Origin of the sequence: Gillisella vitis (assembly GCF_001541345.2) — a bacterium.
GTDB classification, from domain to species: domain Bacteria; phylum Pseudomonadota; class Alphaproteobacteria; order Rhizobiales; family Rhizobiaceae; genus Allorhizobium; species Allorhizobium vitis.
In genome coordinates this window covers 488,521-501,790 of record NZ_LMVL02000001.1, presented here as the reverse complement: position 1 = coordinate 501,790, position 13,270 = coordinate 488,521, and the positions used below count along the sequence as shown (strand labels likewise).

Sequence of the window (13,270 nt, the reverse complement as noted above, 5' to 3'; positions counted from 1 at the left end):
TTAAAGAATGATGCAATAGCCGGAGCAGCAGTTCCCTATTATGGCTTGACGCTCACGTCGTTGAACAGCAGCGAGACCATGAAGCCCATCTTGAAGCCATCGACTTTCGATGTCGATGCCATCAGCCAGCCCCAACCAGGCGACAGCAGCGGGATCGCATAGGCATTCTCCATCAGATATTTTTCAATATCATGGATCTTGGCGGCGCGAGCATCACCTGAAAGCTTGCGCTGCTCATCCAGCATGCCATCGAGGTCGGCATTGATGCCCATATTGACAAAGCCGGGACGTTTCCAAAGGAAAGTGAGGTAGTCCGGGTCGACACCCGACATGCCCATGGTCCACACGGCAGGTTCGCCATCGGTACGTTCGTTGACGCCCTTCATATAGTCGAAATAGGCGGCCACTTCGCGGGTCTCGATCTCGGCCTGGACGCCGATGGCAGCCAGATCCTGCTGCATGATCTGGTGCATCTGGTCCCAGCCCGGTAGCTTGTGAACGAGAAGCTTCACCTTCAGCGGTTTTTCCGGTGTATAGCCCGCCTTGGCCATCAAAGCCTTGGCGGCTTCGGGGTCATATTTGACGCCCCAGATGGCGCAAAGTGCCTCATCCGTCGCAAACAGGTTCGGTGCCACGGGGCAATTGGCGGTGTTGACGAGACCTTCAAAGGCAATAGACGCATAGGCGTCGCGGTTCATTGCCATGCCGATCGCCTTGCGGATATCCGGATTGTCGAGCGGCTTGATCTTCCAGGTGAAGGCGGCCAGCATTTGCTGTCCGGACAGGTCTGCTGCGTAGACCTTGAAATTGCTGTCGGCCTTCAGGTCGGCGGCTTCTTCCAGAGACGGTTCGACCATATCGACCTCGCCGGAGCGCAGAGCGGCCATTCTGGCCACCGCTTCCGGGATGACCTTGAAGGTCAACTTGTCGATATGCGGCTTGCCGGGGTTTTCGATCAGAGGGTTGGCGTTCTGGTAATCGGCATTCGCCTCCAACTGGATGCTGTCATTGCGGGTCCAGTTGACGAATTTGAACGGGCCGGTGCCGATCGGCTTGAATTCCTTGGCCGATGCCGAGGACGGGCAGATAAAGGCTGCCTGGATGCTTGTGAGGAAGGACGTGAAGGGACCATAGGGTTCGGACAGAGTGACTTTCAGCACCTTGCCCTCGACGCTGCTTTTGGTGATAGGACCCCATGCCGACAGGTTCGGATTGACGGTGGCGGGATCGAGCGCCCGGTCCAGGCTGGCCTTGGCCGCCGCCGCATCAAACGTGCTGCCATCGTGGCATTTGATGCCGTCGCGGATGGTGAAATCATAGGATTTGCCATCCGGCGCCATCGTCCAGGCACTGGCCAGGCCCGGATGGACGGAACCGTCCTTGGCCATCGTCAGCAATGTATCAAAGATCAGGTTGGTGATCTGCAAGGACTGTGTCGTGCTTGCCTTTTGCGGATCGAGGCCATCGGCATCGACAGAGCGCGCAACGGTCAACTCGGCAGCGCTGGCTGAAAACCCGGTGAGAGCTGCGGCAAGTGCGACCACGGCAGCGGCGCTGCGGGCAAGCGGGGATTTGTCTGGTTTGTGGTTCATGCGTCGTTCCCTTTGTTTTGTATTTTTATGCGTTTCAGTTTCATGCGACCGAAATCTGCGGTCGCCGATTACTCCATGGACGAGCGGCCTCCAACTGCGCGGCAAGTCTGAACAACAGACCTTCGCCCGTCGGTGCAGCCGCAAACTGAACACCAATCGGCAGACCTTCGTCGTTCCAGACGAGCGGCACCGACATGGCCGGTGATCCATTGACGTTGAAAATATGCGTATAAGGCATCCACGACAGATAAAACGCATAGTGTCCGCGCATCGAGGTCGAGGCGGGGAAGGCCTCATGCGGAAGCGGTGGCTGGGCAAGGGTTGGCGACAGGAAGAGATCGAAGGTTTCGAATGTCGAGGAAACGGCTGACGCAACCTCATGCAGGCGCGTCGTGGCGATATTGACATCGACCGCGCTGATGCGGTTTCCAGCCTCGATCATGTCCCACAGCATCTGAGGAAAATCATCCTGCGTCAGCTTGCGCCCGAGGACACCTTCCTCAAGGCGCATGTCGGTTGCGTATTCAGCGAGAATATATGTCTCAAAAGCATCCCAGCCATCATCCGGCAAGTCGATATCGAAAGCCTCGCAATGATGACCCAGGCTCTCAAGCAGCTTGACAGTCTCGGCGACCGCAGCCTTGCAATCGGCATGGGTTTCTGCGCCGTAAGGCGCTCTGGTCGAAACGGCAATTCTCAGCTTGCCGGGATCGCGTCCCACCTCGTCCGCGAATTGCCCCCCTGCCGGGCTGTTGAAGAATTGCCCTCTATGCGGTCCGGCGGTCGCATCAAGAAGGGCAGCGCTGTCGCGGACGGAGCGGGTTAGCGCATGTTCCACCAGCATGCCCTGCCAGGTGCTGCCCGCAGGCGCAACCGGATTGCGGCCCCGGCTCGGCTTCATGCCGAAACATCCACAGACGGAGGATGGCACACGGATCGACCCGCCGCCGTCATTGCCATGACCCATCGGCACGATGCCCGCGGCAACCGCCGCTGCGGTGCCACCGCTGGACGTCCCCGCCGTGCGACCCGGATTCCACGGATTATTGGTGACGCCATGCGCCCGCGAGCGGGTCGTCCAGTCCATGGCCAGCTCCGGTACCGCCGTCTTGGCAAAAGTGACAAGCCCCGCCTTTTTGTAGCGACGCACCAGTTCGCTGTCTTGCTGCGGTGTGACAGAAGCGCGAGGCGGCCATCCGGCCCCCGTTGGCTGTCCGGCATAATGCGCGGTGAGGTCCTTCAAAACGAAAGGGACGCCTTTGAACGGGCCATCCTTCAGCTCTTCCTTTATGAAGCGGCGAGCCTCGTCTTCGAATGTCGCGACAATGGCGTTCAATGTGGGATTGGTCGCCGCCACGCCAGCAAGCGCTGTTTCCAGCAATTCGGTTGGCTGGACTTCACCCTTTGCAACAAGCTCTGCCAGTCCAGTCGCATCATAGGTTTGATATTCGCTTAACTGCAATTTTCCGGTCTCCAATGGCGAAGTTGCCTAAAAATACGGCCAGCACTTATTTTTGGCATGATCCCGAAGGGTGAGATGCTAAAATTTTCCAATCTCACCCTAAAGAGTGATAGGCTCAGCGCACTCTATGATTTCAGGGGGGCCCTGTGCAACGAACGCGCCTTTTAAACCGACGATCTGTGCCGCCCAGCGCTTCGACAGGCCTGATCGACCGTCCGCGCCTGACGCGACTGTCGCAGCTTCTCAGCAATCACCGGCTGGCGCTCGTCCATGCCCCGGCTGGCTCCGGCAAGACCACGCTTCTGGCCCAATGGCATCGGAGCCTGTCGGATGCCGGGTTTTCGACCGTCTGGTATTCGGCAAGCGACGACGACAAGGACCCATTGAGTTTCGCCGAGGGCCTGCTTCAGGCACTTCAGCAATCGCTCAGTGATCATCGCGACCCTCTGCCCTCCCTTGATCGCGCCGACGCGCTGCAACGCCTGACGGCCCTGCTCACGGATCAATCCATCCGTCAGCCGCTGGCCTTGTTTATCGACGATTACCATTTGGCCGAAGGCGGCGATGGTGGCGAGGCGATCAATACGATCCTCGCCAGCCGCTTGCCGAGCCTGACCGTCGTGCTCGCCAGCCGCAACCGGCCCGCCATACCCGTTGGCCGATACCGGGCCAATGGCGAGATGATCGACATTGCCGTGGAAGACCTGCATTTCAGTGAGGAGGAGACTGAGGCGTTTTTTCGCACCGCCTCCAATGTCGCCTTGACGGCTGACGAAAGCCGCCAGATGCATGGTCATACCGAGGGTTGGGCGGTCGGCCTGCGGCTGGCAGCCCTGGTCACAGGGCGAGCGACGGGCAATTTCGTCGCCGCTGCGCCATCTGGAAGCCATCGTGCGTTTGCCGACTATTTCCTGGAGGAAGTCATTGCCGGACTGCCTGCCGAGATTTGCGACTTCCTCGCCAAGACCTCCCTCTTGGAAACGCTGAATGCCGACCTCTGCAACGCCGTGACCGGTCGGTTTGACGGGGACCGGATGCTGGCCTTCCTGGAGCAAAGCCAATTGTTTGTCGTTGAGCTTCCGGGAACCCAGCGGTGGTACAAGTATCATCATCTGTTCCAGGAATTTCTGCAAACCCGTCTTTATGGCGATGACCGGCCTGCTGTCGAAGATATTCACGCCCGCGCCGCGCAATGGTTCATCGACAATGGGTCGCCCGTTGATGCCGTCCGTCATGCCTTTCTGGCGCGCCAGTCCAAATGGGCGGCGGAGCTGATAGAAACCTATTGCCTGTACGACTATCTCAGCCATGGCCGTTTCGACACCTATTCCCGCTGGATGCAGCAACTGCCCCGGGATGCCCGCGAGGAAAGGCCGCTTCTGCTTTTCCTGCAAGTGTGGCGATCCATCAACATGCGCCGCTTCTTGCAAGCCGAGCAAACCCTTCAGACGATAGAGGCGGCGGAAAGCGACCCGAATAGCCCTGTATCCCTCATCGCGGCACGCACGGGTCTCGATATCAGCGGACGGCTTCATCTCATGCGGGCGCTCATCGGCGCCTATGGCGGTGATTTCACAGTCGGAGATTTTCATCTCTCCCAACTGGCAGGAAAAGAGCTTGATCGGTTAGCGTTCGGACAGGTCGATCTCGATTCCATTCACAGCTATTTCGCCTTCAATCTCGGCAAGCTGGACCTGGCGGAGCGGCTGACATGGCGGGCAAATGGCGTCTATGACGACATGGCCTGTCATTGGGGCGGAATTCATTCCCGCTGCATTGCCGCCATGTCCTACCTCGCCCGTGCGCTGTTTCAGGAAGCCCGGCATGTGATTGTCGAAGCCCTGGCGATTGCCGAACAGCATTTCGGCGAACACTCCTATATGGTCGCGCTGCCATCAGCACTTTTGGGACTGATTGCCTATGACGACAATGATATTGAGAAGGCCGAGCGCCTGTGGCGACGGGCGATCCCAGCTGAAAAGGCAACGGATGTTTCCGGGCTGTGCGAACGGATCCTGATTGCCACAACCGGTCTCGTGCGGCTTCTCGATATAACGGGCCGGGTCGAGGAGGCAACGGCACTTCTCGTTCGTGCCAGCAGACGAGCCTACGAGGCGGAAGATTTTCGCCTCGAATTCCAGCTCAGTATAGAGCGGGCCGACCGGGCCTTTCGTCTCAACAACCCTGCGGAGGGCCGCCGCGAATGGGAACGGCTGTCCCTGCAATTGCCAGAGGCGCGCAACCGGTTTCCTTCCTCGGCCTGGCCGATATGGGACCCATTTCGCATCGTCGAGGCCAGAATCCTGCGCAATGCCGGTCAGATCGATGCGGCAGCAGAAAAGCTTCGGGCGCTTGCCGCAGGGGCGCGGCAGGAAGGTCGTATTCTGATGGCGCGACAGGCAGAGGCGCTCGCCACCGTCATCGCGCCCGCCCATGAGGGCGAGGGGACGCGACCTGCGGATGTTGAGTATGACACCATGGCGACGCGGCGCATCTTGCGTGATTTCGTTTCACCCGTCGCCGCGTCGCCGAACCCTGGCGGAGGGCAAAGGCAGGAGGCCCGCCTCAGTCTGCGTGGCTCGCTCACTGAGTTGACGCAGCGGGAAGACGACGTCCTGCAATTGATGCGGTGGGGGCTTTCCAACAGCGAAATCGCCACCAGGCTCGATATCAATTTGAACACAGTGAAATCGCACGCCAAGAACATTTTCGCCAAGCTGGGTGTGAAAAGCCGAACCCAAGCTGTTCTGAAAACCCTTGAATAGCTGGTGGGACTGAAGGTGTGATTGGGATCTATGCTGGCGGCGGCTGTGCCGTGGCATAGACTAAGGCTCGAAAGCGGGAAGGCCCCGTTATCAAGTCAGCAACTGGCATAGAAAATGCTTTTCATCAAGTTACTCACCGTCAAAGGAGTACGAGCATGTCAGAGCAAGCCTATGCAAATCTCGATATCCGCATGATGCGCACCTTGCGCTTGCTGCTGACGGAATGCAGCGTATCGCGTACCGCCGATCTACTGGGCCAGGCGCAGCCGACCGTCAGCCTGACCTTGAAGCGACTGCGCGATATTTTCCAGGACCCGCTGCTGGTGCGTTCCGGCAGTGCGTTGGTGCCGACCGAGCGCGGGGTGGCGCTGCGCTCGGCCATGAACGACATTCTCGGACGGATCGATACCCATCTGATTTCTCCGACCGCTTTCGATCCCGCCGTATCCGTTCGGCATTTTCGCGTGGTTGCCAGCAATTGTCTCGGCACCGTCTTCATGCCGCAATTGATCGGCGCGATCACCGACATGGCCCCCGGCATTTCCATCGACGCCTCCCCGATGCCATCGCAAGACGATCTTCTGTCGGGACTGTCGGAAGGCCGGATCGACGCGGTGATCGGCAATTGGCCCCACCCGCCGGAGCACCTGCGCATCGCACCGATGCTGAAGACGGATATCGTCTGCATGGTCAGATCCACGCATCGTTTTGCCCGCCGCGACCGGGATCGCATCCGGCTTGATGAATATCTCGAGGAAAGCCATCTGTCGCCGACGTCAGAACGCGATGCGCAATTCAGCCCCATCGACGGACGGTTGCTCGATCTCGGTGTCAAACGGCATATCCGCGCCACGGTGCCGGAATATTCCATCGCGCCTTACGTGCTGGCGCGCTCAGACCTCGTCTTCACCACCGGACGGCACTTTGCCGAACAGGTGGCGCAAACCTTCCCCTTCGCGGTGCTGGACGCTCCGGTCGAATTGGGGCAGATGCATTTCTATACGCTCTGGCACGACCGCAAACATCATGCGCCCGACCAGGCATGGCTGCGCAGGATGATCAAGAATGCCTGTGCAGAGATACAAGCGCTCGACCGCGTCAGTCCCTTGCCTCTTCCGCCGGTGCGCCACATGCACTCCAGTCGGCAGCCCAGCTGGCAACCAGGCTGATGGCAGCCCAGTGCAGGCAAAGGCAATAGACACTATTGCCTTTGCCTTATGGCCGTTTGGATCGAAAGTCCGCACACTGTCCTCATCGCAACAAGAACCGGATGGGGCTCCATGAAACGGACAGGTATCACACGGCGTGACGTGCTGGCGGGAATGGCGGCGGGGGCCGCCGCAGGAGTGGTTTCAAATGCGGGCATCGCACGCGCTGCGGTCTCCGACATGGTCTGGGCAACCTGGGACTCCAACGGCCATCCCGAATATGTCGCCGGCTTCGAAAAGGAAACCGGCGTCAAGGTCAAGCTTTCCTATCTCTCCAGCGAGGACGCACAGTTTGCCGCGCTGAAAACCGGGGCCGCCGCCGATTGGGACATGATCAACCCATCGCTGAACGGCAGCTGGCGCTATATCAAGGCCGGTTTGCTGAAAGAGCTGGACCTGTCGAAAATTCCCAATGCCAGCCTGATGTATGATGTGTTCAAATCCACACCGAAGGTGATGGACGATGCCGGCAAGACCTTTGCCATTCCCTATCTCTGGGGCCTGAACCCGATTGTCTACCGCAAGGACAAGTTCGAGAAGGAGCCTGATTATACCACGCTCTTTGATGCGAAATATTCCGGCCAGCTCGCCATGCGCGATTACGCCCTGGAATCCATCGCCATCGCCGGGCTGGTAGCCGGTGTGCCGCGCGACAAAGTGTTCGTCATGGAGGCCAAGGAACTGGCCGAGGCAAAGAAACTGCTCATCACCCAGAAGCCGCTGCTGCGCACCTATTGGCAGACCATCGGCGACCTGACCAATCTCTTCGCCACCGGCGAAGTCTCCTGTGCCTTCTCCTGGCGCGTACCCTATGACGAGCTACAGGCCAAACTGCCGATGGGCATGGCCAAGCCGAAGGCTGGCGTGATGGGCTGGTGTGACTGCTTCGGCATGCCCGCCAATCTTTCGCCGGAAAAGACCGAGATTGGCTATAAATTCATCAATTATCTGCTTGGTCCGAGCTATTCCACCGATGTGGCCCGGATCGGCCATTACGCCACCACCTCCTCCGTCATCAGAGACAAGCTATCGCATGAGGAACAGGCAACGATCTTCGTTGATGACATGGACGTGATGAAATCCTTCATGTGGCCGGTGGCCCCGCCCAATTATTCCGACTGGTTGAAAATCTGGAACGAAGTCAAGGCGAGCTGAAGCATGACGCAGGCATGGGATACGACAGCAGGCGACCAAAACGTCGGAACCGGTTTGCCGATGCTCTTGTCCGCAAGAGGCCTCGTCAAGTCCTATGGCCGCAACCGTGCGGTCGATGGCGTGGATCTGGAGATTCCAGAGCGCGCCTTCACCACCTTTCTCGGCCCCTCCGGCTGCGGAAAGACGACGATCCTGCGGATGATCGGCGGTTTTGAGGCCCCGGATGCCGGATCGCTGGTTCTCGACGGTCGCTCACTCACGGGCGTGCCGCCGGAACGGCGACCGGTCAATACGGTGTTCCAGAATTATGCGCTGTTCCCGCATCTGACCGTGTTTGAGAATGTTGCTTTTTCGCTCACCCTGCGCCGTGGCGCGCAGGACCCGGCACCGCGGGTGAAGCGGGCGCTGGACGCCGTGCACATGGGGGAATTTACCAGCCGCTATCCGCATCAGCTGTCCGGTGGCCAGCAGCAGCGGGTGGCGGTGGCGCGTGCCATCATTGCCGAGCCGCATCTGTTGTTGCTTGATGAACCGCTTTCGGCACTGGATCGCAAGATGCGCGGGCATTTGCAGATCGAGTTGAAAGACCTGCAACGGCGCCTCGGCATTGCTTTCGTCTATGTCACCCATGACCAGGAAGAAGCGTTTGCGCTGTCGGATATCGTCGTGGTGATGAACAAGGGCCGCATCGCCCAGAAAGCCGACCCCGTGACGCTATATGCGAGACCCGCCGACACGTTCGTGGCAGATTTTATCGGCTCGGCGAGCCTGGTGGAGGGCGAGATCCTGGCGCTTGATACGGAGACGGCAACCATCGGGACGCCGCTTGGAACCATCACCGCCCCGGCCATCCATGGTCTTGCGAAAGGCGAACGCGCAGCCCTGGTCATCCGGCCGGAACATTTGCGGCTTGGCGCAACGGATGGACATGCTGCACCAACTCTCGCTCTCACGGGGAAAGTCCGGCATGCCGTCTTCAAGGGCGACCGTTACCTGATCGAGGCGGACATATCAGGCGTAACCGTGCGGCTGATGGCTGACCGACCAGCGGAACCGGGCTCGACAATCGCGATGGCGCTCGACACTGCTTCATGCTTCATCACGAGGCTTGCATCATGACGCTCGCTCTCAGCCGCGCCCATCTGGCGCTTCCCGTCTCGCTGCTGCTGGTCCTGGGCTGTCTGTTGCCGCTGATGCTGCTAATGGCCTTCAGCCTGTTCACGGTGGATCTGGATGCCTTCGTCATGGTGCCGGACCTCTCCCTGCACAGTTGGAGCCAGATGATATCCAATCCGGTCTTTGCCCTGTTGATCGGCAAGGCGGTTCTATCAGGACTGGTCACCGCCCTTCTGGCGGCATTGCTCGGTTATCCCATCGCGCTCGCCATCTCCCGCCTGCCTATCGCCTGGAAGGGGATTGCCCAGATCGTATTGCTGACGCCGCTTTATACCGGCGAAATCGTCCGCATCTATGCCTGGCGGGTGGTTCTCGGCTCGGAAGGGCTGGTCAATGCCGTGCTGAAATGGCTTGGTCTGGTCGATCAGCCCGTCAAGTTCCTGTTGTTTTCCCCCTTCACCACCCATCTCGTCCTTCTCTACAATTGCCTACCCTTTATGGTATTACCAATCTGGATTTCGACGGAATTGATTGACCGGCGCTTGATCGAAGCGGCCCGCGATCTCGGTGCCAGACCGCTCGATGCCTTCACAAGGGTGATTTTCCCGCTGACGGTGCCGGGTCTTGCCGTCGGGCTGTTGGCAGTCTTTGCGCTGGCCGCCGGTGACATGATGACCCCAAGCCTGCTGGGCGGCACATCCGGCACCACACCGATGGCGATGATCGACAACCTGTTTGGCACAGCTTTCGACTGGCCGCTCGCCTCGGCCTTAGCGCTGAGCCTGCTGATTGCGCTGTTTGCAACGGCAAGCGCTATGGCCTGGCTGCTGCTGCGACTGAAAGGCGCGCGGGCTGTTCTTCAGGGGGGATTGAAATGAACCGGCGGATCTCACTGACTCTTGGCCTCGGCGTCGGCTTCTTCTATCTGCCGATCATCGTTCTGGCGCTGTTTTCCTTCAATGCATCCAGCCTGATGGCCTTTCCCTTAAGCGGCTTCACACTTTCCTGGTACGAAGACCTGTTCGGCAATGCGACCTTTCTCAATGGCTTCCTGACCAGTTTCCTGATCTCACAGCCGGTCGGCATCCTGGCGGCCTTGATCGGACTTTGCGCAGCTTTGGCACTTGCTTCGCCCAGGCTCGCCCTTCGTCCGGTCTTCATTTTTCTGATCGTGCTGCCGTTTCTGGTGCCGAAAACGGTGCTGTCGATTGCCCAGGCCATGCTGATGAACTGGATGGGGCTGGGACGCGGGGCCGGTGCACTGATCGCCGCGCAAACATTGATCGCCATCCCATTTGCCACCACCATTATTGCCGCCACCGTCATCCGCCTCGACAAACGGCTGGAAGATGCCGCCCGTGATCTGGGGGCTACCCCCTGGCAAAGCTTTCGCCGCATCGTGCTGCCGCAGCTGAAAGGCGCCATTGGTGCTGCCTATTCCATCGGTGTCATCCTGTCGCTGGCCGATCTGACCATCTCGATGTTTCTCGCCGGTCGCACCCAGCCGCTGTCGCTGATTATCGCCTCGCAATTCCGGCGTGAGCTGAAGCCCGACCTCAATGCCATGCAGGTGGTGGTACTTATGCTGACAGCCTTGATCGTCATTGCCAGCGAGCTTTATCGCCGCAACCGGCACAAACATAGTGTTTCAGGACCCTCAGACCATGCTTGACCCTCTCCCCGACGCCGTCGCAGCTCTTTCCCGTTTAAAGGACGCTGCAAGGGCCGATCTTACTGCCCTCGCCTATCCGGCAGCTCCCTGGCTTGCGCCACTGCCAGACTCGGCCCCATCCGTCTGCGATGTCGCCATCGTTGGTGGGGGACAATCGGCGATCACCATTGCGGCGGCGCTGAAATGGGATGGGGTCCAGCAGGTCCGTCTGTTCGACAGCGCTCCGGCTGGTGCGGAAGGGCCATGGACCACCTTTGCCCGCATGGAAGAATTGCGCACCCCAAAAACGGCGGTCGGCAACGAATTCAACGTCGCCAATCTCTCGGTGCGCCGCTGGTTCGAAACCCGCTATGGCATTGAGGCTTGGCAGGCGCTGGGCCGCATCCCCCGCACCGATTGGAAGGCCTATCTGGACTGGTATGCCGAGGTTTTCGACATTGCCATTACCAATGAGACCAGCGTTACGGATGTGGCGCCCGAAGGCGACCTGATGGCCGTCACCACTCTGCGGCAAGGACATGTCGAGCGCCATCTGGCGCGGGCCGTGGTTCTGGCCACCGGCTTTGATGGCGCAGGCGCATGGCGAGTGCCGCACTTCATTTCAGACGCTTTGCCAACAGAGTTCTATAACCATACCAACGGACCGGTGGATTTCCATCGCTTGAAAGGCAAGCGGATCGGCATTCTCGGTCACGGTGCCTCGGCCTTCGACAATGCCGTCACCGCGCTGAACAGCGGTGCTGCCTCGGTCGATCTCTGCTTTCGCCGGACACGTCTGCCGCGCACCAATCCGCACCGCGCTTTGGAAGCACCGCCGCTTCTCAGTGGTTTCGGCGGGCTGTCCGACCATACTCGCTGGCAAATCGCCCGGTTTTTCCGCAGCACCGACCAGCCGCCCCCGGTTCGTGCCTTTGAGACGGCAATGGCCCTACCGGGCTTTACCCTGCGCCCCGCCACACCGTGGCTGGAGGTGCGTGAAAAGGACGGCGCGGTGTCGGTGAAAACGCCCGATGGCGTGCTGGTCTTCGATCACCTGTTGCTGGCCACCGGCATGGATGTCGATCTCTCAGCGCGCCCGGAATTGAAAACGCTGGCTCCAAAGGTTGCGCTTTGGGGTGAACATTTCACGCCTTCAGCCGGAGAGGAAGACGCGCGGCTGTCGCAATTGCCCTATCTCGACCCCTATTATGCGTTCCTACCGAAGGCACCAGAAGACGGCTGGGTCAGCCGGGTCTTTGCCTTCAACAGCGCAAGTTTCATCAGCCATGGCCCGCATTCCACCTCAATCAGCGGCCATCGCTACGCTTTGCCAAGGGTGGTGCGCGGCATCGAGCGCCGGCTGCTGCTGGATCAGGAACAGGCCATCCTGCCGGGGCTGGAGGCCTATCGCTCGCAGGACCTGCCGGTCAGCGATGATTTCGAAGCTGATATTGCTGCCCGAAATGCGGCACGGATGATGGAAAAAGCATCATGATCAGGTCTTTCTACTGGGTGGATCATTCAACCCAAGCCTTTGCCGAACGTGATTTCTCAAAAACCGTCGTGGTGCTTCCCATCGCCGCTGTCGAGCAGCACGGCCCGCATCTGCCCGTCGATGTCGATGCGGCCATCAATGCAGAGATCATCCGGCGCACGGTGGAACGCTTGCAGCCGGACACCGACGTCCTGTTCCTGCCGCCCATGACGGTGGGGAAATCCGACGAGCACATCGCCTTCCCCGGCACGCTGGCAATCTCCGGCGAAACGCTGCGGCACGTCTGGCTGGATGTGGCCCGCAGCGTCAAGCGTGCGGGTGCTGCGAAGTTGATCCTGTTCAATTCCCATGGCGGCCAGATGGCACTGATGGACATCGTGTGCCGCGATATTCGCATCGAGCTTGGCATGCTGGCGGTTTCCTGTTCCTGGTTCCGCATCGCCCCGGTGGAGGATCTGTTTTCGCGCGCGGAAATCGATCACGGCATCCATGGCGGCGACATCGAAACCAGCATGATGCTGGCAATTGCGCCGGAGCGGGTGGCCATGGACAAAGCCGAGGATTTCATCCCCCTGACGGTGGCGATTGCCGAGGCCGGTAGCATGCTAACGGCAGAAGGTGCCGTTGGTTTCGGCTGGCAGGCCCAGGATCTGCATCCGGCGGGCGTCTGCGGCAATGCCGCCAATGCAACCGCGCAGAAGGGCCAGATCGTGCTTGATCGCGCCGCCGATGGACTTGTCAGCCTGATTGCCGCGACCCAGGCCTTCGATCTTTCGCAACTGACATCGCAGACGCGCTTTTCGAACCCGTGCTGAGCGAGGAGAAC

At 59.8% G+C, this 13,270-nt stretch carries 10 protein-coding genes; 8 read left to right on the top strand and 2 right to left on the bottom strand.

Annotated features, from left to right (window positions below):
- Positions 1-38: 38 nt before the first annotated feature.
- Together ASB66_RS02165 and ASB66_RS02160 are read right to left on the bottom strand one after the other, a co-directional pair.
- Positions 39-1,592 carry an ABC transporter substrate-binding protein gene (locus tag ASB66_RS02165; RefSeq protein WP_060717206.1) on the bottom strand — a complete coding sequence of 518 codons (1,554 nt, stop codon included), beginning with the start codon at positions 1,590-1,592 and terminating at the stop codon, positions 39-41.
- 40 nt (positions 1,593-1,632) lie between these two features.
- The gene (locus ASB66_RS02160; protein ID WP_060717205.1) at positions 1,633-3,054 is read right to left on the bottom strand and encodes an amidase; all 1,422 of its coding nucleotides are present in this window, start codon (positions 3,052-3,054) and stop codon (positions 1,633-1,635) included.
- Positions 3,055-3,200: 146 nt separating this feature from the next.
- Between ASB66_RS02160 and ASB66_RS02155 the strand changes: the two genes are divergently transcribed.
- From ASB66_RS02155 to ASB66_RS02120, 8 genes are all read left to right on the top strand, one after another.
- The gene (locus tag ASB66_RS02155; protein ID WP_081088969.1) at positions 3,201-5,819 is read left to right on the top strand and encodes a winged helix-turn-helix domain-containing protein; all 2,619 of its coding nucleotides are present in this window, start codon (positions 3,201-3,203) and stop codon (positions 5,817-5,819) included.
- 155 nt (positions 5,820-5,974) lie between these two features.
- Positions 5,975-6,988, top strand: coding sequence for a LysR family transcriptional regulator (locus ASB66_RS02150; RefSeq protein ID WP_060717203.1), 1,014 nt, complete (start codon positions 5,975-5,977; stop codon positions 6,986-6,988).
- A 111-nt stretch (positions 6,989-7,099) separates the two neighbouring features.
- Positions 7,100-8,182 carry an ABC transporter substrate-binding protein gene (locus ASB66_RS02145; RefSeq protein ID WP_234612904.1) on the top strand — a complete coding sequence of 361 codons (1,083 nt, stop codon included), beginning with the start codon at positions 7,100-7,102 and terminating at the stop codon, positions 8,180-8,182.
- 3 nt (positions 8,183-8,185) lie between these two features.
- A complete protein-coding gene (locus ASB66_RS02140; protein WP_114386197.1) occupies positions 8,186-9,301 on the top strand; it encodes an ABC transporter ATP-binding protein in 1,116 nt (371 codons plus the stop codon).
- Positions 9,298-10,176: an ABC transporter permease gene (locus ASB66_RS02135; RefSeq protein ID WP_060717201.1), complete on the top strand. Its 879-nt coding sequence runs from the start codon at positions 9,298-9,300 to the stop codon at positions 10,174-10,176. Before ASB66_RS02140 ends, ASB66_RS02135 begins: the two co-directional genes overlap by 4 nt.
- Positions 10,173-10,970, top strand: coding sequence for an ABC transporter permease (locus tag ASB66_RS02130; RefSeq protein WP_060717200.1), 798 nt, complete (start codon positions 10,173-10,175; stop codon positions 10,968-10,970). The genes ASB66_RS02135 and ASB66_RS02130 overlap by 4 nt, the downstream gene beginning before the upstream one ends.
- The gene (locus ASB66_RS02125; protein WP_060717199.1) at positions 10,963-12,444 is read left to right on the top strand and encodes a SidA/IucD/PvdA family monooxygenase; all 1,482 of its coding nucleotides are present in this window, start codon (positions 10,963-10,965) and stop codon (positions 12,442-12,444) included. Before ASB66_RS02130 ends, ASB66_RS02125 begins: the two co-directional genes overlap by 8 nt.
- Entirely contained in the window at positions 12,441-13,259 is an 819-nt protein-coding gene (locus ASB66_RS02120) for a creatininase family protein (RefSeq protein ID WP_060717198.1), read from the top strand. Before ASB66_RS02125 ends, ASB66_RS02120 begins: the two co-directional genes overlap by 4 nt.
- The last annotated feature ends 11 nt before the right edge of the window (positions 13,260-13,270 follow it).

Coding starts and splice junctions, on each gene's coding strand:
- ASB66_RS02165 (WP_060717206.1), bottom strand. CDS start 1,592: ATGAACCACAAACCAGACAAATCCCCGCTTGCCCGCAGCGCCGCTGCC.
- ASB66_RS02150 (WP_060717203.1), top strand. CDS start 5,975: ATGTCAGAGCAAGCCTATGCAAATCTCGATATCCGCATGATGCGCACC.
- ASB66_RS02145 (WP_234612904.1), top strand. CDS start 7,100: ATGAAACGGACAGGTATCACACGGCGTGACGTGCTGGCGGGAATGGCG.
- ASB66_RS02140 (WP_114386197.1), top strand. CDS start 8,186: ATGACGCAGGCATGGGATACGACAGCAGGCGACCAAAACGTCGGAACC.
- ASB66_RS02135 (WP_060717201.1), top strand. CDS start 9,298: ATGACGCTCGCTCTCAGCCGCGCCCATCTGGCGCTTCCCGTCTCGCTG.
- ASB66_RS02130 (WP_060717200.1), top strand. CDS start 10,173: ATGAACCGGCGGATCTCACTGACTCTTGGCCTCGGCGTCGGCTTCTTC.
- ASB66_RS02125 (WP_060717199.1), top strand. CDS start 10,963: ATGCTTGACCCTCTCCCCGACGCCGTCGCAGCTCTTTCCCGTTTAAAG.
- ASB66_RS02120 (WP_060717198.1), top strand. CDS start 12,441: ATGATCAGGTCTTTCTACTGGGTGGATCATTCAACCCAAGCCTTTGCC.